The organism is Pseudomonas sp. FW305-70 (assembly GCF_058783925.1).
The window spans coordinates 1-21153 of record NZ_JBYSYZ010000033.1; the positions used below are offsets into that span (position 1 = coordinate 1).

Genomic DNA, 21153 nt, shown 5'->3' on the forward strand with positions numbered 1-21153 from the left:
CGCAGCGGACGGGACTCGAACCCGCGACCCCCGGCGTGACAGGCCGGTATTCTAACCGACTGAACTACCGCTGCGCGAAACGCTTGAAACGAATGGTGGGTGATGACGGGATCGAACCGCCGACATTCTGCTTGTAAGGCAGACGCTCTCCCAGCTGAGCTAATCACCCTTCGCTTCGGTGTGGCGCGCATTCTACGGAGCGACCCAACCTCTGGCAAGCACTTTTTTAAATAATTTTCTCAGGCCTTCCAAAGGCTTAGAGAAAGGTTGGCCTATGGCACGGCGAAGACAATAATGCCCCCCTTTGTATAAAGGAGAGACTCACCCCATGTGGTTCAAAAACCTGCTTATCTATCGCCTGACCCAAGATCTGCCTGTTGATGCCGAGGCGTTGGAAACTGCACTGGCCACCAAACTGGCGCGCCCATGTGCAAGCCAGGAGTTGACCACCTACGGTTTCGTCGCGCCATTCGGCAAAGGCGAAGATGCGCCACTGGTGCACGTCAGCGGTGACTTCCTGCTGGTGTCCGCGCGCAAGGAAGAACGTATTTTGCCAGGCAGCGTCGTGCGTGACGCGGTCAAGGAAAAGGTCGAAGAGATCGAAGCCGAGCAAATGCGCAAGGTCTACAAGAAGGAACGCGATCAGATCAAGGATGAAATCATCCAGGCCTTCCTGCCCCGCGCCTTTATCCGCCGCTCGTCAACCTTCGCCGCCATCGCGCCGAAACAGGGCCTGATCCTGGTCAACTCGGCCAGCCCGAAACGCGCCGAAGACTTGCTATCGACCTTGCGTGAAGTGATCGGCACGCTGCCGGTGCGTCCGCTGACCGTGAAAATGTCGCCGACCGCGACCATGACCGAGTGGGTCACCACGCAGAAAGCCGCGGACGATTTCTTTGTGCTGGACGAGTGCGAACTGCGCGACACCCACGAAGACGGCGGCATTGTGCGTTGCAAGCGCCAGGACCTGACCAGCGAAGAAATCCAGCTGCACCTGAGCACCGGCAAAGTGGTCACTCAACTGTCCCTGGCCTGGCAGGACAAACTGTCATTCGTCCTCGACGACAAAATGGTGGTCAAGCGCCTGAAGTTCGAAGACCTGCTGCAAGACCAGGCGGAACAGGACGGCGGCGACGAAGCCCTGGGCCAACTGGACGCCAGTTTCACCCTGATGATGCTGACCTTCGGCGACTTCCTGCCGGCGCTGGTTGAAGCGCTGGGTGGTGAAGAGACTCCGCAGGGGATCTAAAGGCTAGCGATCTCTTCTGTAGGAGCGAGCTTGCTCGCGATGGTGTGTCAGTCGCCCCTCTTTGTCTGACACACCATCGCGAGCAAGCTCGCTCCTACAGGGGTTTTGTAGCGTCACTTAAAACAAGGATCAGGCCATGCGCGCACTGGCTGCATTGAGTCGTTTTGTCGGCAACACCTTCGCCTACTGGGTACTGATTTTCGCTGTCGTGGCGTTCCTGCAACCGGCATGGTTCCTCGGCCTCAAAGGCGCCATCGTGCCACTGCTGGGGCTGGTGATGTTCGGCATGGGCCTGACCCTCAAGCTCGAAGACTTCGCCGAAGTCGCTCGCCATCCCTGGCGCGTGGCCCTGGGCGTGGTTGCCCATTTCGTGATCATGCCGGGCGTGGCGTGGTTGCTCTGCCAGGCGTTCCACTTGCCGCCGGAAATCGCCGTCGGTGTGATTCTGGTCGGCTGCTGCCCAAGCGGCACCTCGTCGAACGTGATGACCTGGCTGGCCCGTGGCGATCTGGCGCTGTCGGTGGCCATCGCAGCCGTCACCACCCTCCTCGCCCCCCTGCTGACGCCGGCGCTGATCTGGTTGCTGGCCTCGGCCTGGTTGCCGGTGTCGTTCATGGAGTTGTTCTGGTCGATCCTGCAAGTGGTGCTGTTGCCGATCGTGCTGGGCGTGGTTGCCCAACGGGTGCTCGGCGACAAGGTTCGCCACGCTGTGGACGTGTTGCCGCTGGTGTCGGTGGTCAGCATCGTGATCATTGTCACGGCAGTGGTGGCCGCCAGCCAGGCGAAGATTGCCGAGTCCGGCCTGCTGATCATGGCCGTGGTCATGCTGCACAACAGCTTTGGCTACCTGCTGGGTTACTTCACCGGGCGCCTGTTCAAGCTGCCTCTGGCCCAGCGCAAGTCCCTGGCCCTGGAAGTCGGCATGCAGAACTCCGGCTTGGGCGCCGCGTTGGCCAGTGCGCACTTCTCGCCGCTGGCGGCAGTGCCCAGTGCATTGTTCAGTGTCTGGCACAACATTTCCGGGGCATTGCTCTCGACGTACTTCCGCCGCATGAGTGAAAAGCAGGATCGGGAAATGACGGCGCAACAGGTCAGCGACTGACTGGAAAACTTGATCCCCGGGTTAATGCTGGGCACTATATTGCCCATCGCGAGGACGACCTCGCGGCTCGATCGAGTCATTAATCAGGGGACGACCCCGTCAGACGATGGAGGTCTTCATGTCCTGGATCATTCTGTTTTTCGCCGGCCTTTTCGAAGTGGGCTGGGCCGTCGGCCTCAAGTACACCGACGGTTTCACCCGCCCGCTCCCCACTGTATTGACCGTTGCGGCCATGGCTATCAGCCTTGGCCTGCTCGGCCTGGCAATGAAGGAATTGCCGCTGGGCACAGCCTATGCGATCTGGACCGGTGTCGGCGCCGTTGGCACAGTGATCGCCGGGATCATTCTGTTTGGCGAGTCGATGGCGCTGGTGCGGCTGGCGAGTGTGGCGTTGATCATTAGCGGGCTCGTTGGGCTCAAGGTCAGCGCTTAGGCCACTACCGCTTTCGCGAGCAAGCCCGCTCCCACATTCGATCGCATTCCAATGTGGGAGCGGGCTTGCTCGCGAAGAGGCCCGAACTGTCGCCGACTATTTAACTGCCCCGCGCAACGTCCCCACCAACTGCTGCAACCTGGCCGGCTCCGCCACCTCAACCGCCGGCCCGGCCACCAACGTCACCCGCGACCACAACCGGCGAAACAGCCCTTTATTCGGATCGCGACTGAAGAAACTCCCCCACAACCCCTGCAAGGCCAACGGAATCACCGGCACCGGTGTCTCCTCGAGAATCCGCGTCAAGCCGCCCTTGAACTCGTTGATCTCGCCATCGGCGGTCAATTTGCCCTCGGGGAAGATGCACACCAGTTCACCGTCCTTCAGATACCGGGCAATGCGCGTGAAAGCTTGTTCATATATCTGGATGTCCTCCTGGCGCCCGGCAATCGGAATCGTCCCCGCGGTACGGAAGATGAAGTTCAGTACCGGCAGGTTGTAGATCTTGTAATACATCACAAAGCGAATCGGCCGACGTACCGCGCCGCCAATCAGCAAGGCATCGACGAACGACACGTGATTGCACACCAGCAGCGCCGCGCCTTCGTCGGGGATCAGGTCCAGATTGCGGTGCTCCACGCGATACATGGAATGGCTGAGCAGCCAGATCATGAAACGCATGGTGAACTCGGGGACAATCCTGAAGATGTAGGCGTTGACACCGATGTTCAGCAACGACACGACCAGGAACAACTGTGGAATCGACAGCTTGACCACGCTCAGCAGGACGATCGAGACAATCGCCGACACCACCATGAACAGCGCGTTGAGGATGTTGTTGGCGGCAATCACCCGCGCCCGCTCGTTCTCCGCTGTGCGCGACTGGATCAGCGCGTACAGCGGCACAATGTAGAAACCGCCGAAGACGCCCAGGCCGAGGATGTCGAGCAACACCAGCCAGGTGTGGCCGAAACCGAGGATGTCGATCCAGCCATGGCCGGCGGTGCTGTCCGGAATTCCACCGGAATGCCACCACAGCAGCAGACCGAAGACGGTCAGGCCGAACGATCCGAACGGCACCAGGCCAATCTCCACTTTGCGTCCGGAAAGCTTCTCGCACAGCATCGAACCCAATGCGATGCCGACCGAGAACACCGTCAGAATCAGCGTCACCACGGTTTCGTCGCCGTGCATCCATTCCTTGGCATAAGCCGGGATCTGCGTCAGATAGATCGCCCCGACAAACCAGAACCATGAGTTGCCGACAATCGAGCGTGACACCGCCGGTGTTTGCCCCAGGCCCAGTTTCAATGTGGCCCAGGACTGGCTGAAAATGTTCCAGTTCAGGCGCATTTGCGGCGTGGCGGCCGCCGCCCGGGGAATGCTGCGGCTGGCCAGGTAGCCGAGCACGGCAATGCCGATGATCGCCGTGGATACCACCGGTGCGTAATGCGCCGAAGACATCATGATTCCGGCGCCAATGGTGCCGGCGAGGATCGCCAGGAAGGTGCCCATCTCCACCAGGCCGTTGCCACCGACCAGTTCTTCCTCACGCAGGGCCTGCGGCAGGATCGAATACTTCACCGGCCCGAACAGCGCCGAATGGGTGCCCATGGCGAACAGCGCCAGCAGCATCAACGACAGGTGATCGAACAGAAAACCGACGGCGCCGACCGCCATGATGGCAATTTCCCCAAGCTTGATCAGGCGGATCAACGCGTCCTTGGCGAACTTTTCCCCGAATTGCCCGGCCAGGGCCGAGAACAGGAAAAACGGCAGGATAAACAGCAGCGCACACAGGTTGACCCAGACAGAGCGGTCACCCTCGATGGTCAGCTTGTACAAAATCGCCAGGATCAACGACTGCTTGAACACATTGTCGTTGAATGCCCCAAGGGACTGGGTAATGAAGAACGGCAGGAAGCGCCGGGTACGCAACAAGGTGAACTGTGAGGGGTGACTCATCTTCCATGTGTCCCTGATTATGTAGAGAGTGGCCTGGATACTGTAATTGGAGTATCGAAACTCGATCCAGGCCACACCTTACCTAATCTTTGCCGGTTATTTCTTCAAACCGGCAATGCATGGCGAGACAAACAGTTCACCACGCCAGGCGCCCAGCACCGTGCGCTTGCCGACGATCAGCCACATCACCGCCAGCAACGCCACCAGCACACAACCAGACACACTGAAAAACGTCAGATTCAAGGTACTGGCCAGCTTCAACGTCGCCAGAGAATAGACGCCCAACGGGAAGGTGAAGCCCCACCAGCCCAGATTGAAGGGGATGCCGGCACGCAGGTAGCGCACAGTGATCAACAACGCCATCAGCATCCACCACAGGCCCAAGCCCCACAGGGTGATGCCAGCCACCAGGCCCAGTCCCGCCGCAATCTCACCGACTCCCGGCAAACCGTTGGCCGCGAAAATCAGCGGTGCATCGCCGCCCAGTACCAGCATGCCCAACGCGCCGGTGCCGATCGGGCCAAGGGCCAACCAGCTCGAGGCGGCCATGTTTTCATGGGGCAATTTATGCAGGGCCATGCGCAGCAACAGAATGGTCAGGATGCTGAAGGCCACCGGCAAGGAAAATGCCCAGAGTACATAGCTGGTCACCAGCACCACCAGTTGCGAGTGAGCGTCGGCCAAATGCGGCGCCAACAGGCCACCACTGGCGGCCGCCACTTCTGCCGCGACCACCGGCAACAACCAGACGGCGGTCATCTGGTCGATGCTGTGCTCCTGACGCGTGAACATCATGTAGGGAATCAGCACGCCGCAGGCCAGCGACATCGCCACATCCAGCCACCACAGCACTTCGGCGAGGTGAATCACACCGTCGCCCCAGCGCGGCAGTCCGAACACCAGGAAGCCGTTGATGATGGTTGCCAGGCCCATCGGGATGGTGCCGAAGAACATCGAGACCGTAGAGTGGCCGAAGATCCGTCGTGCCTCGTCGAAAAACAGCAGCCAACGCGCGGCGTACAACGCCGTAAACAGCAGGAACAACGCGATATTGAACAGCCACAGGGCTTCGGCAAAGGCGCGCAAGGCGGGCATGGCGACCGGCAATTGCGCCAGTGCCAGCGCCAGCACACCGGTGCCCATGGTGGCCGCGAACCAGTTGGGCGTGAACTGGCGGATCACTTCGCGTGGGTGCTGCAGGTGACTGAACGGTTTGATTCCGGGCTTGATGCTATTGGCGCATGTCATGGCGAACTCCTGTCCTCTCGTGAGGTGGAGTCCATGTTAGATCCGAATAGAATATCTATATAACGGGTAATATCTCTATATCTTATCGATATTACTTATATATGGTCAGACACTCCCCTCCGATTCGACCACCAATATCCGAGCCGGCCCTACCGGATGCGCCACATGCTCAGTACCGACCGAGGCATGAAAAATGTCACCGACTTCCAGCAACGCTTCCCGCTCCACCCCGTCTTCGCGATAAAGCATCCGCACCTGGCCATCGAGCACCACGAATACTTCCTCGCCGTCGTTGACGTGCCATTTGTAGGGTTGATCGGTCCAATGCAGCCGCGTGGTGATGCCGTTCATGCTGGCAATGTCCCGCGCGGCCCAGGCACGCTCGCCAGTGAACGATTTGCTGCGGATGATCTTCATGGTCCGATCCTTCGAGTGAGCTGAGAAGAGGCCAAGGCTAACCCGGATACAAGCGCTGGTGGAATGTGGCAAGGCCAGTCCAGACACTGCAAATCCCCCTGCGACACCCCGCCACGCCACGACCTTGGTCGACACTGACTAACGCTGGCGGTCGTGCGAGACTGTCTGTCCGGGCGGGAGGTCCGGGTGTCTTTGTCTGGAGTCCCCATGTCGCTGTCCACCGGGCTGATTGCCGTCGTCGCCCTGGCCTATATGGCCATCATGTTCGCCATCGCCTTCTATGGCGACCGTCGTAGCGCGCCCTTGCCGCCGCGTGTGCGCGCCTGGGTGTACAGCCTGTCGCTGGCGGTCTATTGCACCAGCTGGACGTTCTTCGGCGCCGTGGGCCAGGCCGCCGAACAGCTCTGGTCGTTCCTGCCGATCTACCTCGGGCCGATCCTGTTGCTGGTCGGCGCACCGTGGGTCCTGCAGAAAATGGTGATGATCAGCAAACAGGAGAACATCACCTCGATCGCCGACTTCATCGCCGCGCGCTATGGCAAATCCCAGTCGCTGGCGGTGGTGGTGGCACTGATTTGCCTGGTCGGCGTGCTGCCCTATATCGCGTTGCAGCTCAAAGGCATTGTGCTCGGCGTGAACCTGCTGATCGGTGCTGGCGCCGATGCCATGGGCACCCGGGCCCAGGACACGGCGCTGATCGTGTCGCTGGTGCTGGCGCTGTTCACCATCGTCTTCGGTACCCGCAACCTCGACGCCACGGAGCACCACCGGGGCATGGTGCTGGCCATTGCCTTCGAATCACTGGTCAAGCTGTTCGCGTTTCTCGCGGTCGGCGCGTTCGTGACCTACGGCCTGTACGACGGTTTCGACGACCTGTTCGACCAGGCCATGCTGGCGCCGCGTCTGGAACAGTACTGGAAGGAAACCATCAACTGGCCGTCAATGGTGGTGCAGACCGGTGTGGCGATGATGGCGATCATTTGCCTGCCACGGCAGTTCCACGTGACCGTTGTCGAGAACATCGATCCCCAGGATCTGCGCCTGGCCAAGTGGGTATTCCCGGCCTACCTCGCCCTGGCTGCATTGTTTGTCGTGCCGATCGCCCTGGCCGGCCAGATGCTGCTGCCCAGCTCGGTATTGCCGGACTCGTTCGTCATCAGCCTGCCCCTGGCGCAGGCGCATCCGGCGCTGGCCCTGCTGGCGTTTATCGGTGGCGCTTCGGCGGCCACCGGCATGGTGATCGTGGCCAGCGTGGCACTGTCGACCATGGTGTCCAACGACATGCTGCTGCCCTGGCTGCTGCGTCGCAACAACGCCGAGCGCCCGTTCGAAGTGTTCCGCCAGTGGATGTTGTCGGTGCGCCGCGTCAGCATCGTGGTCATTCTGCTGCTGGCCTATGTCAGTTATCGCCTGCTGGGCTCGACCGCCAGCCTGGCGACCATCGGCCAGATCGCCTTCGCCGCCGTGACCCAACTGGCCCCCGCCATGCTCGGTGCGCTGTACTGGAAACAGGCCAACCGCCGCGGCGTTTTCGCCGGCCTCGCCGCAGGTACCTTCCTGTGGTTCTACACCCTGATCCTGCCGATTGCCGCCCTCAGCCTCGGCCTTTCCTTGAGCTCATTCCCGGGGCTGGCCTGGTTGCACAGCAATCCACTGAACCTGCCGATCACCCCGCTGACCCAAGGCGTGGTGCTGTCGCTGGCTGGCAACTTCACGCTGTTCGCCTGGGTCTCGGTGCTGTCGCGCACCCGGGTTTCCGAGCACTGGCAGGCAGGCCGCTTCATCGGCCAGGAAATCAGTGCCCGCCCCAGCGCACGCTCGATGCTGGCGGTGCAGATCGACGACCTGCTGCAGCTGGCGGCGCGCTTCGTCGGCGAAGAACGCGCCCGTCAAAGCTTCATCCGCTTTGCCTATCGCCAGGGCAAAGGCTTCAACCCGAGCCAGAACGCTGACGGGGAATGGATCGCCCATACCGAACGCCTGCTGGCCGGTGTGCTGGGTGCCTCTTCGACCCGCGCGGTGGTAAAAGCCGCCATTGAGGGCCGGGAGATGCAATTGGAAGACGTCGTGCGCATCGCCGACGAAGCCTCGGAGGTGCTGCAATTCAACCGCGCCTTGCTGCAAGGCGCCATCGAGAACATCACCCAGGGCATCAGCGTGGTCGACCAGTCGCTGAAACTGGTGGCCTGGAACCGTCGCTACCTGGAGTTGTTCAACTACCCGGACGGCCTGATCAGTGTCGGTCGGCCGATCGCCGACATCATTCGCCACAATGCCGAGCGCGGCCTGTGCGGCCCCGGCGAAGCCGAAGTTCACGTCGCGCGTCGCCTTCACTGGATGCGCCAGGGCCGCGCGCATACCTCCGAGCGCCTGTTCCCCAACGGCCGGGTCATCGAGTTGATCGGCAACCCGATGCCGGGCGGCGGCTTCGTCATGAGTTTCACCGACATCACCGCATTCCGCGAAGCCGAACAGGCGCTGACCGAAGCCAACGAAGGCCTGGAGCAACGGGTCACCGAACGGACCCACGAACTGTCGCAGCTCAACGTCGCCCTGACCGAAGCCAAGGGCACCGCCGAGGCGGCCAACCAGTCCAAGACCCGCTTTCTCGCGGCCGTCAGCCATGACTTGATGCAACCGTTGAATGCGGCACGCCTGTTCTCCGCCGCCCTCTCCCATCAGCACGATGGACTCTCCGGCGAAGCGCAGAAACTGGTCGGACACCTGGACAGCTCGCTGCGCTCGGCCGAGGACCTGATCAGCGACCTTTTGGACATTTCCCGCCTGGAGAACCGCAAGATCAACCCGAATCGCCAGCCGTTCGCGCTCAACGAACTGTTCGACACCCTCGGTGCAGAGTTCAAGGTGCTGGCGCAGGAACAAGACCTGGAGTTCCGCGTTCGTGGCAGCACGCTGCGAGTCGACAGCGACATCAAGCTGCTGCGGCGAATTTTGCAGAACTTCCTGACCAATGCGTTTCGCTACGGCAAAGGGCCGGTACTACTGGGCGTTCGCCGGCACAAGGAAGCATTGAGTCTGGAAGTCTGGGACCGTGGGCCGGGTATTCCGGAAGATAAACAACAGGTGATTTTCGAAGAGTTCAAGCGCCTCGACAGCCACCAGACACGGGCCGAAAAAGGCCTCGGCCTGGGGCTGGCCATTGCCGACGGGCTATGTCGCGTGCTCGGTCATACCTTGCGCGTGCGCTCCTGGCCGGGACGTGGCAGCGTGTTCAGCGTCAGCGTACCGCTGGCCCGGGCACAAACCGCAGCGCCGGTCAAAGTCGCCGAGCTCAATGGCAAATTGCTCAATGGCGCACAGGTGCTGTGCATCGATAACGAGGACAGCATCCTGATCGGCATGAACAGCTTGCTCAGCCGCTGGGGTTGCCAGGTCTGGACCGCACGCAATCGCGAGGAATGCGCAACACTGCTGGGCGAAGGCATGCGCCCGCAATTGGCGCTGGTGGATTACCACCTCGATCATGGCGAAACCGGAACCGATCTGATGGCCTGGTTGCGCACGCAAATGGGCGAGCCGGTTCCTGGTGTGGTGATCAGCGCCGATGGCCGGCCGGAGACGGTCGACAAGGTGCATGCAGCAGGGCTGGATTACCTGGCCAAACCGGTGAAACCGGCGGCTTTGCGGGCGTTGTTGAGTCGGTATTTGCCGTTGTAACGCAGATTGACTCAAAACCCTGTGGCGAGGGAGCTTGCTCCCGCTGGGCTGCGCAGCAGCCCCAATACCATTCAATGAGTCTCATCAGGTTAAGCGCGCTGCCTGATGGACGACTGCTGCGCAGCCGGACGGGAGCAAGCTCCCTCGCCACAGGGTCCACGCTCGACCGGGGGTTACTCCGGCAATTCGACCAACCCATCGACATCGGTCATCGCCCGCTCCAGCAAATCCGCCGGCAGGCTCTTGCTCGCCCGTGCCCCCAGCAGCTTGAGTTGTTCACTGCGACTGACCAGGTTGCCACGCCCCTCTGTCAGCTTGTTGCGTGCCGAACTGTAAGCCTTGTCCAGTTGCTGCAGGCGATTGCCGACCTCGTCCAGATCCTGAATGAACAGCACGAACTTGTCGTACAGCCACCCGGCCCGCTCGGCGATTTCCCGGGCGTTCTGGCTCTGGCGCTCCTGTTTCCACAGGCTGTCGATGACACGCAGGGTCGCCAACAACGTGGTGGGGCTGACGATCACGATGTTGCGGTCGAATGCCTCCTGAAACAGCGTCGGCTCAGCCTGCAACGCAGCAGAGAACGCCGCCTCGATCGGCACGAAGAGCAACACGAAATCCAGGCTGTGCAAGCCATCGAGGCGCTTGTAATCCTTGCCGGCCAGGCCTTTGACGTGACTGCGCAATGAAAGCACATGCTGCTTGATGGCGATCTGGCCGATGGCCTCGTCCTCAGCCGCCACGTATTGCTGATAGGCCGTCAGGCTGACCTTGGAGTCGACCACCACCTGCTTGTCGCCCGGCAAGTAAATGATCACGTCCGGCTGGAAGCGTTCACCGTCCGGTCCCTTGAGATTGACCTGAGTCTGGTACTCGCGGCCCTTCTCCAGCCCGGCATGCTCGAGCACGCGCTCAAGGATCAGTTCGCCCCAATTGCCTTGGGTCTTCTGCCCTTTCAAGGCGCGGGTCAGGTTGGTGGCTTCGTCGCTCAAGCGCAAATTCAGCTGTTGCAGGCGCTCCAGTTCCTTGGCCAGGGAGAAACGCTCACGAGCTTCGTTCTGATAGCTTTCCTCGACGCGCTTTTCGAAGGACTGGATGCGCTCCTTGAGCGGATCGAGCAACTGTCCCAGGCGCTGCTGGCTGGTTTCGGCAAAACGCTGCTCGCGCTCATCGAAAATCTTCCCCGCCAGCTCGGCAAACTGCGCGCGCAATTCGTCCCGCGAACCTTGCAGGTCGTCAAGGCGTTGCTGATGGCTGTCCTGTTGCTCGCGCAATTCGGCGTTGAGCGACGCGGCCTGAGCATCCAGACGGCGCAGTTCGGCTTCCTTGCCAGCGCGTTCGATATTCCACGCATGGGCGGCGTCCCGGGCGTCGTCGCGCTCGATCTGCAGCAGTTCGACTTCACGACGCAGCGCAGCCAGATCAGCCTGCTTGGCGGAGTTGGCCTGGGTCAGATCAGCGATTTCATCGCGGCTGGATTCGAGTTGTGCATTCAAGCCGTCCTGCGCCAGTTGCGCCATGGCCAGGCGCTCCTGCAGCAGTGCAACGTCTGCCTGCGTGGTGCTGGCCCGACGCTGAAGTTGCCAGGCCAATACCAGCAACGGCAACCCTGCCGCTGCCAGACCCAGCAATACGCTGGTCAAGTCCATTGCCATAGCCACTCCTGCCATTCGGATAAAGCCTGAAGGTTAACCAAGGCGTCCGGTCTTGGACAGCTCAGTCTTCGATCAGCCCCAGTTCCTGTTGAGCGCGGCGATCGCCTGCCCGAGCGGCCTGACGCAGCAGCTCCTGACCGATACGGCGGTCCCGGGCATTCCCGCATTCACGGCACATCAACTGGCCAAGGCGACTTTGCGCAGCCACCACGCCCTCACGGGCCGGTTGCTTGAGCAGACGTCCGGCGATGTGTTTGACGTTAGGGTTTTCGCCCAGGTGCGGACTGTCCAGCAGCCACTCTGCCACGCGCATGGAAAAGCGCTTGGTAGGGGCAACAGAGGGTGGTGTGGAGGTAGAGGAAACAGGGGCTGAGCGAAACTTCATAAAGCACTGTGGGGCAGATCGGAAGGCGCGCAACTTTACTCTCTTTTTCTTACAGGTAAAGCTGAAAATGTCCCGGCACGCCCGTCCTAGAGCAAGCGCTCGGGACAATCCACAGAAGCTGTGGATAACTCAGTGGACAACCGTCTCTGAACCCGCTCAAAGCCCTGTGGAATGGGGTTCGCAGTCAAACTGACGATTTTTTCACCAGTAAAAAAAAGCGATGTTTTTCATTGACTTAAATTTTGGTTACAGGCAGCGATTGCGCTTGAACGTGAGATGACAGCGCAGTGACAGACGCTGCAACTAATGTGCACAAGTGCCTTTGCGACGGTTATATCAATGCACTTTTTCGGCGCGTTTTTTTGTCATGCCTGGGGATAAGCCCCGGCAAACCCGGTATTTAGGCAGCTGCGTTACTACCCACATCGATGACCGATGGTCGGATTTTGCTCTGCTACAGGGCGTATCAATTGGCGGCAGCGTCGCTTCATACGCTTATCTACAAGGCAAAACAGCCCGATCGAGCACCCGCTGGGAAATTCTTTTTGCTACCACACTTCCCTTGGCCGGTTCAATCCGTTAGTATCCGCGGCGTTAGTACCAAGCTGAAAGTCAATTCTGGTCGAACAAATCCCCCCGGTCAGCCTTCCCGAAGGAAGCCTCCACCGAACAAGCGGGATCGACCACCTCGATGGTTTCCAGGTAAATCTTGCGCCGACACAACCTTTGAATCGAAAGCGAAGGGTGTTGCTCCGCCTGCCTACTCTGCTCGAACCAACCTGCAAATTGATCAGGATCTTCACCCCGGGCCCAGAACCTTTGCCCTCGATGTGTTGCCTGCCCTCCTAAGTACCTACCTGCCAGCCCAAGCGCGCCAACTTATCAGCGCTTCAAACTGGCTGCTTTGTTCCAGTCGGGTTCTTCGTTCGATCAATGGTGATCGACGTTACTGGAACGTTTTAACGTTGCACGGTTCTTATCCGTGTCATTTGTAGGAACACCCAATAATGTCTACTCAAATCCACACTCAGGATGCCATTCGCACCCTAACCAACGCTTTTGCACCAATGAACTGCCTGATCATGGCCGCCCGCAAAGGCTGCTTCAGCTTCACCCTGGTCAACGAACACGGCATCGCTCGTCACAGCGAACGCCTGTACCCCGATCAATACTCCAGCGCCGAGCCGCTGCAGGCCGTGATCGAGCGTACCCGTCAGGCCCTGGTTGCCTGAAACGCCAGAAAGGCTGAAAAACCCGAAAGCCCTGCCCGAAAAGCAGGGCTTTTTATTGCCCGATGTTTCCCCGCACTCGAACCACGACTAAGCACGATCCGATATAAGGGTTATAACTGGTCGCTGGAAATATTTTAAAAACAGTCCTTTACAGCGCGAATATGACACTACACTTCAACTCAAGCGGCTTGACCCGCTTGCGGCGAGCCTGAACCGATTCACAGCTGCCAAGCCCCCTTCAGGTATCGCCGTCCAATTCATGCTTCGAGGGTTTTATGGGTATCGCTGCCAGCGAACTGTGCCGCTATGTGATTCGTCCGACATTGATCTACCTCGGACGCCATAGCGCTACTGCCGAATCCCTGCTGCTGGGCATTGCCGCCAGCCAGTCAGCCCTTGGTTCCGCCCTGCATGACCGCCGTGGGCACGGCCTGTACCGCATCGCCGAACCCCGCCACCAGGCACTTTGGGACCATTACCTGGCCCTTGATCCGGAGCGTGCAAGCCTGGTCCGCGGCCTGGCCAGCCAGCATGCATTTCTGAGCGGGCCGCACCTCGAGTTGACCGTCAACCTGCGTTACGCCACAGCCATCGCCTGGCTGCTGGTGGAAGAACAGAATACCCCCCTCCCCTCCCCTGATGATCTGTTGGGCATGGCCAGGATCTGGCGCCAGACATTTCACCCCCAGGGGCGTCTGCGTGATTTCACCAGTGCCTGGCAAACCTGTGTTTCACCCCTGAATCAGGTAGCCTGCTGATACTTCTGGATCCAAACATCGCGCAACATGTGGTGATTTTGGTCGGATTGTCCTACAAAACCGCTCTAAATCAAGGCATACCGCCTATGGCGCCGGGACGAAAATGTTGGTAATTTTCGCCCCGGTGATCACCAGGAGTTCTAATAATGAAAAAAGTAATGCTCAAAACCACCCTCAGTCTCGCCGTTGCCATGGCATCCACCCAGCTCTTTGCAAGTGGCTTTGCCCTGAACGAACAAAGCATCAGCGGGATGGGGACAGGTTTTGCCGGGCGATCTTCCTCTGCCGACGACGCATCCACCATTGCTGGCAACCCTGCCGGCATGTCCCGCATCAAGCGCGAACAAGTGACCGGCGGTGTTGCATTCATCGACGCGCACACTGACATCAGTGACGCCAGCTCCCGTCCGAACGGCGGTACCAACAAAGGTGACATGGTCCCTTTCATGGGCGTGCCGATGGGTTACTACGTCAAACCAATCGACGACCACTGGGCATTCGGTATCGGCGTGTACGCACCATTCGGCCTGGTCACCGACTACGAGAACAACTTTGCCGGCCGTTACTTCGGCAGCAAGAGTGAAGTTAGAATCGTCACCCTGCAACCGACTGTCAGCTACGCCTTCAACGACAAGGTCTCCATCGGTTTCGGCCCGACCATCAACCGCATCGACGGCACCCTGGAATCGAATCTGTCGATCACCCAGGCCGCGCCAGACGGCAAGGTCAAGATCGAAGGTGACGACACTGCGCTGGGCTACAACATCGGCGTTCTGGTTCAAGCCACCGACAGCACGCGTGTCGGCCTGACCTACCACTCGAAAGTGAAGTACAAGCTCGAAGGCAACACCAAGGTCAACTACGGCTTGCTGGGCCTGATCGGCCAGAACCCGAATCAGAAGTACGACGCTTCGCTGGACCTGACCACACCTGAATCGGTGGACTTCTCGGTCACTCACCAGCTCGACGACAAGTGGACTCTGTACGCAGGCAGCACCTGGACCCGCTGGAGCCGCCTGAAAGAAATCACCGTTGAAAACACAGGTGTTCCAGCCGTTCTGAATGGCCAGTTCGGTACCATCACCGAAGAACAGAACTGGCACGACACCTGGGCTCACGCCATCGGCGCGTCCTACCAGCTGAACAAGCAGTGGGTACTGCGTACCGGTCTGTCCGTTGACCAGGCACCGACCAACAACGTTGACCGTTCCCCTCGCATCCCGACGGGCGATCGCAAGATTTTCAGCGTGGGCGCCGGCTGGAGCCCGACCGACGACCTGACCATCGACCTGGCGTATTCGTACCTGCGCGAAGAATCGGTCAAGGTCAACAACAGCAACGACCGTGGCCAGAGCTACAACGCCAAGTATGAAAACTACGCGAACGGTTTCGGACTCGGTGCAACCTACCGCTTCTGATGACTCCCGGCGAGCCTGAACCACTCGCCATCGGAATCAAAAAAAGCCCCGCTCTCTTTATAGAGGCGGGGCTTTTCAGTGGGCATCGATCAGGGGGTCGAAGCGAGCGGTGGCGAGGCCAGGGCCTTTTCTACCGCGGCGATGAACTCGGGATCATCCGGCTTGGTCAGGCTGGAGAAACTGGCGATCACCTTGCCCTGGCGATCGACCACATACTTGTAGAAATTCCACTTCGGCGCACTGGTTTGACGGGCGAGGACTTTGAACAAGTGCGTTGCGTCTTCGCCGCGAACCTTCTGCGGCTCAGTCATGGTGAAGGTCACGCCGTAGTTGGCATAGCAGACTTTCGCAGTCTCGGCGCTGTCTTTGGACTCCTGCTTGAAGTCGTTTGACGGCACGCCGAGTATTTCCAGCCCTTGCCCTTTGTAGCGCTGATTGAGTGCCTCAAGGCCCTCGAACTGCGGTGCGAAGCCGCAGAAACTGGCGGTATTGACCACCACCAGCGGCTTGTCGGCGTAACGCTGGCACAGGTCGATGGACTCCTTGGCCCGCAACTTCGGCAGCGAGCCCTGCAGCACCTCCGGACAGTCAGCGGCCCAAGCCGGCCCGGACAACGCCATCAGCAACGCGGGAACAGCACACCAGCGCTTGAGCATCTCGAGCCTCCTTGATAATTCGTCAAAAGCGACGTTACTCGCCCTCGCCGCTCACTAGCAAGCCCCCATGCCCAACTGCATCAGCGCCAGCCCGCCCTGATGCCAGCCCCACCACGACAACGCCAGCACCAAGGCGCAGACGGCGGCTACAGCGATCCGGGGCCAAAGGCTGTTCATGTCGCACTCATCTGTGTTTGCAGGCGCGCCACCGGCCGTTCACGCACCGGCCAGTTGAGGGCAGCGGCCAACAGGCTCAAGAGAATTGCCACTTGCCAGATCAAGTCATAACTCCCGGTTCGGTCATACACCACCCCGCCCAGCCAGCCGCCCAGGAACGAACCGAGCTGGTGAAACAGGAAAACAATCCCGCCGAGCATGGACAGGTTTCGCACACCGAACAAGGTCGCCACCGTACCGTTGGTCAATGGCACCGTCGACAGCCACAGGAAGCCCATGGCCATGCCGAACAGGTAGGCCGTGGTGGTGGTCACCGGTGCCCACAGGAACAACGCAATGACCACCGCCCGCAGCAAATACAACCCCGTAAGCAAACGCGGCTTGGACATGCGCCCGCCGAGCCACCCGGCGGTATAGGTGCCGAAAATGTTGAACAGGCCGATCAGCGCCAGCACCGTGGTGCCAACCGTGGCCGGTAAATGCTGATCCACCAGATAGGCCGGCAAGTGCACACCGATGAACACCACCTGGAATCCGCAGACAAAAAAGCCGAACGCCAGCAGCCAGAATCCGGAATGCGAGCAGGCTTCGCGCAGTGCTTCGCCAAGGGTTTGTTCGTGGCCCAGGACGGGTAATGGCTTGTCCTTGAGCATGCTCACCAGCGGTACGATCAGCGCCACCAGCAAGCCCAGCGCGAGCAACGCTGCGGACCAGCCAAGCCATCCGATCAAACCAAGCGTACCGGGCAACATCGCGAACTGGCCGAACGAGCCGGCAGCACTGGCGATCCCCATGCCCATGCTGCGTTTTTCCGGTGGTACTGCGCGGCCGACCACCCCCAGAATCACCGAGAACGACGTCCCGGACAGCCCGATGCCGATCAGCAGGCCGGCGCTCAGGGACAGGGTCACTGCCGAGTCGGAGAGCCCCATGCAAATCAGCCCGGCCGCGTACAGGACGCCACCGATCAGCACCACTTTCGCCGCGCCGAAGCGATCGGCCAGCGCACCGGTGAATGGCTGGGCGAGGCCCCAGATCAGGTTCTGCAAGGCGATCGCGAAGGCAAAGACTTCACGACCCCAGCCGAACTCGGCACTCATCGGCGCCAGAAACAGCCCGAAGCCATGTCGAACCCCCAGAGACAACGCAAGGATCAGCGCACTCCCCAACAGAACCCAACCGCACGTACGCCACATCGATGTCATTGTTGTTCTCCGGTAGCGGGTATATACCCGCTTATGATCGGAAAAACCGGCGTCACGCCAGTTCGTCCAGCAGCTTCAATAAGGTTTCGCGCTTCTCGGCCCCCAGGCGATCGATCAAGCGCTGCTGTGCGGCCTCCCAGGCCGGCAAGGCAGCCTTGAGACGCTCTGCCCCGGCCTCGGTCAGCAGGACGATGCGGTTACGCATGTCTTCGCCCTCAACCAGTGTCACCAGGCCCTCCCCCTCCAGCACCCGCAAATTGCGTCCCAAGGTGCTGCGATCCAAGCCCATGGCCTCGGCCAGGGTTGAAATGCTCGGCTGATCCAGACGCTGCAGATTGCACAGCAAAGAATACTGCGCAACGTTGATCCCGAAGCCGTCGAGAGCGCCGTCGTAATGCCTGCTGACGCCACGGGCGGCGCGACGCAGGTTGATGCATAAACATTGGGAATCGAGCATGGTGCGTGTATATACCCGTGAGCGTGTTAAATCAAGTTACATGGTTTTTTCAGTGACTGAGCGGCGCCTGGTAGGCCGCCTTCGCGAGCAAGCCCGCTCCCACAGAGATTTTCGGTGTGCCCACTATTTTGCCAACAAAACAGAAACCCTGTGGGAGCGGGCTTGCCCGCGAAGGGGCCAGAACAGGTCACCATCACTGTGCTCAGACTAATGCCAATCCAACCAACACCCCTACCTCCAGCAACTCCAGCATTGCCCCTGCCGTATCGCCAGTCGTTCCACCGAGCCGCCGCAGCATCACCAGCCGCAACCAGACAAACCCGAGAACCGCCAACACCACCGCCAGCACACCACTCAAACCGGCAATCAGCACACAGGCCAGTGCACTGACCGCCAACACCTGCCTGCCCGCCGAGCGCGGAAGATGATCGGCCAATGCCTGCCCCAGGCCACCGGCACGCACATAGGGTGTGGTCAGAAACAAGCCGAGCAAGGCGCTGCGACCGATCAACGGCACGATGATCAATGCCAACGAATCCGGTTGCCCGATCAACGCCAGCAGCGCAGTGAACTTGAGCAACAACACCAGCACCAGCGTCACCACGGCGATCGGCCCGCTGCGCGGGTCTTTCATGATGGTCAGTGTACGCTCACGGTCGCCAAAACCGCCGAGCCAGGCGTCGGCGCTGTCCGCCAGGCCATCGAGATGCAACCCGCCGCTGAGCAGTACCCAGACGCTCAGCAATAACGCCGCGTGCAACAACGCCGGCGTCCCCTGCAACAGCCAACTCAATGCCCACAGAATCACGCCAAAGAGCAATCCCACCAGCGGATAAAACAGCAGTGACCGCCCCAGTTCCCCAGGCTCAGGCATGCCCGGCAGGCGAATCGGCAGGCTGCTGAGAAATTGCAGGGCGATCCAGAATGGCAACATGGTCAGCGCACTTCCTTCAACATACCAGCGGACTCCATCGTCAGCGAAAACAGCGCGCCATGCCCGACCTCAACGTTGAGCAGTTGCTCTCGCGGCAGCCCGCGAGCGTGTGCCAGCAACAGGCGCATCACCCCGCCGTGGCTGATCAGCAGAATGCGCTCACCGGCACAGGTCGCGTGCAAACGCTGCAGCGCTGCCAGCACCCGTGTCGAAAAGTCCGCAACCGGCTCGCCCTGAGGCGGCGTGAACGAGTAAGGATCGGCCCAGAACAAGCCCAGCGCCTGCGCGTCGGTTTCCATCAGCGCCGCCGCGCTCTGCCCTTCCCAGGCGCCGAAATGCAACTCTTGCAGGTCTTTATCCAATTGCACCGGCACACCCAGTTGTGCACCGAGTTCCTCGGCAAACCGCGCACAACGCTGCAACGGCGAACTGACCAACCGATCCCATGGCCCCTGCCCGACCACGGCGGCACGCATCTGCGCCCAGCCCGTGTCGGTCAACGCATCATCGATGCTGCCGCGCAGGCCACCGCCAAATTCGGTTTCACCGTGTCGCAACAGATCCAGGCGCAGGGTCATGCCGGACGATCTGCCACGGCGGCTTCGGCGAAGGTCGCCATTTGCCCGTGCAGGTCGCACGCCAGACGCAACAGCGGCACAGCCAATGCCGCGCCACTGCCTTCACCGAGCCGCAGGCCCAGATCGAGCAAGGGTTGCGCATCCAGGGTTTCCAGCACATGACGATGCCCCGGCTCGGCACCGCGATGACCGAACATCAGCCACTGACGGCATTCAGGATTCAAGCGCACCGCAACCAGCGCAGCGACACTGCAGATGAAGCCGTCCACCAGTACCGCGACACCTTCTTGAGCACAGGCGAGATAGGCACCGACCAGCGCGGCAATCTCGAAGCCACCGAGGTTGAACAGGGTCTGCAAGGCATCGCCACGCTGTGCACCATGCAATGCCAGGGCACGCTCGATCACCTGGGCTTTGTGGCTGACACCTTCGGCGTTGAGCCCGGTGCCAGGACCGGTCAAGTGGCCCACCGGGCAATCGAGCAAGGCACAGGCCAGGGCGCTGGCAGCGGTGGTGTTGCCAATGCCCATTTCGCCACCGATGAACAACTGCGCACCGCTGGCCATCGCCCGCTGCACGCTGTCACGGCCGGCCTGCAAAGCGAGTTGTCCCTGGGCTTCGGTCATGGCCGGTCCCTGTACGAAATTCGCCGTGCCCGGGCCGACGTTCAGGTGACGCACACCCGGCAGGTTCAGCGACGGCGTCACCGTGCCAAGGTCAACCACCTCGAGGGAAGCGCCCAGTTGCCGCGCCAGTACGCTGATCGCGGCACCACCGCTGACGAAGTTGAGCAGCATCTGCCCGGTCACTTCCTGGGGAAACGCCGACACGCCCTCGGCGACCACGCCGTGGTCGCCGGCAAATATCGCGATCCACACCTGTTCCAGACTCGGCTTGACCCGCCCCTGCAATCCCGCCAGTTGCACCGCCACCGATTCCAGCTGACCAAGGGAGCCGGCCGGTTTTGTCAGTTGCTGTTGCCGCGCCCGGGCCTGTTCGAGCGCTTGGGTATCCACTGGCCTGCACGGGTTCAGCCACCAGGATTGAGTCATAACGCAGTTCCTTTCAGAGTCAGGGGCAGGCCGGCGACGGTCAGGACGACACGCTGACAACGCTCAGCCAGAGCTTGATGCAGCCAACCGGCTTCATCGACATAGCGGCGAGTCAATTCGCCCAGCGGCACGACACCCATTCCGGTCTCGTTGCTGACAAAAATGATTTCACCCGGCAACGCTGCCAGGCAGTCCAGCAGGGCATCACGCTCGGCTTGCAAGCGCTCGGCATCGTCGAGCATCAGCAGGTTGGTCAACCACAGGGTCAGGCAATCCACCAGCAGACAGCGGTCGGCACGGGCGCTTTCACGCAGTACCCGAGCCAGTTCCAGGGGTTCTTCAATCAGTGCCCACTCGGCAGGACGACGGGCACGGTGATGAGCCACCCGCTCGCTCATTTCGCCATCCAATGGCTGGCTGGTGGCGATGTAGGTGACGGTCAGGGCGCTGTCGATGGCGAGTTTTTCAGCCAGGCGACTCTTGCCGGAGCGGGCGCCGCCGAGGATCAGTTGGAGCATGGTTACATCCTTTCAAATGGGCGGTGTGGCCACTTCAGT

General features: G+C 60.7%; 20 protein-coding genes and 2 tRNA genes. 7 read left to right on the forward strand and 15 right to left on the reverse strand.

Going from position 1 to position 21153, the window contains the following annotated elements; translation table 11 throughout:
- Together AC3WN7_RS21155 and AC3WN7_RS21160 are read right to left on the reverse strand one after the other, a co-directional pair.
- A tRNA-Asp gene (locus tag AC3WN7_RS21155) sits at positions 1–74 on the reverse strand.
- 19 nt (positions 75–93) lie between these two features.
- A tRNA-Val gene (locus AC3WN7_RS21160) sits at positions 94–169 on the reverse strand.
- A 159-nt stretch (positions 170–328) separates the two neighbouring features.
- Between AC3WN7_RS21160 and rdgC the strand changes: the two genes are divergently transcribed.
- The 3 genes from rdgC (at position 329) to sugE (ending at position 2784) form a co-directional block, all read left to right on the forward strand.
- Positions 329–1249: a recombination-associated protein RdgC gene (gene rdgC, locus AC3WN7_RS21165; RefSeq protein WP_007969735.1), complete on the forward strand. Its 921-nt coding sequence runs from the start codon at positions 329–331 to the stop codon at positions 1247–1249.
- 136 nt (positions 1250–1385) lie between these two features.
- Entirely contained in the window at positions 1386–2351 is a 966-nt protein-coding gene (locus tag AC3WN7_RS21170) for a bile acid:sodium symporter family protein (protein WP_095963926.1), read from the forward strand.
- A gap of 118 nt (positions 2352–2469) precedes the next feature.
- Positions 2470–2784, forward strand: a complete 315-nt coding sequence (sugE, locus tag AC3WN7_RS21175) for a quaternary ammonium compound efflux SMR transporter SugE (protein ID WP_007977599.1) — start codon at positions 2470–2472, stop codon at positions 2782–2784.
- 96 nt (positions 2785–2880) lie between these two features.
- Here the strand turns inward: sugE and AC3WN7_RS21180 are convergent, their stop codons facing one another.
- The 3 genes from AC3WN7_RS21180 to AC3WN7_RS21190 form a co-directional block, all read right to left on the reverse strand.
- Positions 2881–4749, reverse strand: a complete 1869-nt coding sequence (locus tag AC3WN7_RS21180; protein ID WP_102673314.1) for an MFS transporter — start codon at positions 4747–4749, stop codon at positions 2881–2883.
- A gap of 96 nt (positions 4750–4845) precedes the next feature.
- A complete protein-coding gene (locus AC3WN7_RS21185) occupies positions 4846–5997 on the reverse strand; it encodes a TDT family transporter (RefSeq protein ID WP_015096147.1) in 1152 nt (383 codons plus the stop codon).
- A gap of 105 nt (positions 5998–6102) precedes the next feature.
- Entirely contained in the window at positions 6103–6414 is a 312-nt protein-coding gene (locus AC3WN7_RS21190; protein ID WP_102673315.1) for a cupin domain-containing protein, read from the reverse strand.
- A gap of 207 nt (positions 6415–6621) precedes the next feature.
- Here AC3WN7_RS21190 and AC3WN7_RS21195 point away from each other — a divergent pair, with 207 nt between their 5' ends.
- A complete protein-coding gene (locus tag AC3WN7_RS21195; protein WP_095963923.1) occupies positions 6622–10092 on the forward strand; it encodes a hybrid sensor histidine kinase/response regulator in 3471 nt (1156 codons plus the stop codon).
- A gap of 173 nt (positions 10093–10265) precedes the next feature.
- Here the strand turns inward: AC3WN7_RS21195 and AC3WN7_RS21200 are convergent, their stop codons facing one another.
- Together AC3WN7_RS21200 and AC3WN7_RS21205 are read right to left on the reverse strand one after the other, a co-directional pair.
- Positions 10266–11630, reverse strand: a complete 1365-nt coding sequence (locus tag AC3WN7_RS21200) for a DNA recombination protein RmuC (RefSeq protein ID WP_172435666.1) — start codon at positions 11628–11630, stop codon at positions 10266–10268.
- Between the two features lie 175 nt (positions 11631–11805).
- A complete protein-coding gene (locus tag AC3WN7_RS21205) occupies positions 11806–12129 on the reverse strand; it encodes an SEL1-like repeat protein (RefSeq protein WP_095963921.1) in 324 nt (107 codons plus the stop codon).
- A 1007-nt stretch (positions 12130–13136) separates the two neighbouring features.
- Between AC3WN7_RS21205 and AC3WN7_RS21210 the strand changes: the two genes are divergently transcribed.
- The 3 genes from AC3WN7_RS21210 to AC3WN7_RS21220 all read left to right on the forward strand — a co-directional run bounded on the left by AC3WN7_RS21210 (position 13137) and on the right by AC3WN7_RS21220 (position 15537).
- Entirely contained in the window at positions 13137–13361 is a 225-nt protein-coding gene (locus AC3WN7_RS21210) for a hypothetical protein (RefSeq protein WP_007898912.1), read from the forward strand.
- A gap of 275 nt (positions 13362–13636) precedes the next feature.
- Positions 13637–14119 carry a hypothetical protein gene (locus AC3WN7_RS21215; RefSeq protein ID WP_007977587.1) on the forward strand — a complete coding sequence of 161 codons (483 nt, stop codon included), beginning with the start codon at positions 13637–13639 and terminating at the stop codon, positions 14117–14119.
- Positions 14120–14265: 146 nt separating this feature from the next.
- Complete coding sequence (locus tag AC3WN7_RS21220) at positions 14266–15537, forward strand: OmpP1/FadL family transporter (RefSeq protein WP_095963919.1); 1272 nt, start codon at positions 14266–14268, stop codon at positions 15535–15537.
- An 89-nt stretch (positions 15538–15626) separates the two neighbouring features.
- Here AC3WN7_RS21220 and AC3WN7_RS21225 read toward each other — a convergent pair whose 3' ends face one another.
- From AC3WN7_RS21225 to cobU, 8 genes are all read right to left on the reverse strand, one after another.
- Positions 15627–16193: a glutathione peroxidase gene (locus tag AC3WN7_RS21225; protein ID WP_015096154.1), complete on the reverse strand. Its 567-nt coding sequence runs from the start codon at positions 16191–16193 to the stop codon at positions 15627–15629.
- 54 nt (positions 16194–16247) lie between these two features.
- On the reverse strand, positions 16248–16370 hold the full coding sequence (locus tag AC3WN7_RS21230; protein WP_141249693.1) for a DUF4175 domain-containing protein: 123 nt from the start codon (positions 16368–16370) through the stop codon (positions 16248–16250).
- Entirely contained in the window at positions 16367–17575 is a 1209-nt protein-coding gene (locus AC3WN7_RS21235; RefSeq protein WP_015096156.1) for an MFS transporter, read from the reverse strand. Before AC3WN7_RS21235 ends, AC3WN7_RS21230 begins: the two co-directional genes overlap by 4 nt.
- Before the next feature lie 52 nt (positions 17576–17627).
- Positions 17628–18032 (reverse strand): MarR family winged helix-turn-helix transcriptional regulator, encoded by a 405-nt coding sequence (locus tag AC3WN7_RS21240; RefSeq protein ID WP_095963918.1) that lies wholly within the window; start codon positions 18030–18032, stop codon positions 17628–17630.
- 202 nt (positions 18033–18234) lie between these two features.
- Positions 18235–18966: an adenosylcobinamide-GDP ribazoletransferase gene (locus AC3WN7_RS21245; protein WP_102673316.1), complete on the reverse strand. Its 732-nt coding sequence runs from the start codon at positions 18964–18966 to the stop codon at positions 18235–18237.
- Positions 18967–18968: 2 nt separating this feature from the next.
- Positions 18969–19544, reverse strand: coding sequence for an alpha-ribazole phosphatase family protein (gene cobC / locus AC3WN7_RS21250; RefSeq protein WP_102673317.1), 576 nt, complete (start codon positions 19542–19544; stop codon positions 18969–18971).
- The gene (gene cobT, locus AC3WN7_RS21255) at positions 19541–20596 is read right to left on the reverse strand and encodes a nicotinate-nucleotide--dimethylbenzimidazole phosphoribosyltransferase (RefSeq protein WP_102673318.1); all 1056 of its coding nucleotides are present in this window, start codon (positions 20594–20596) and stop codon (positions 19541–19543) included. The genes cobC and cobT overlap by 4 nt, the downstream gene beginning before the upstream one ends.
- Positions 20593–21114: a bifunctional adenosylcobinamide kinase/adenosylcobinamide-phosphate guanylyltransferase gene (cobU, locus tag AC3WN7_RS21260; protein ID WP_095963914.1), complete on the reverse strand. Its 522-nt coding sequence runs from the start codon at positions 21112–21114 to the stop codon at positions 20593–20595. The genes cobT and cobU overlap by 4 nt, the downstream gene beginning before the upstream one ends.
- Positions 21115–21153: the final 39 nt, after the last annotated feature.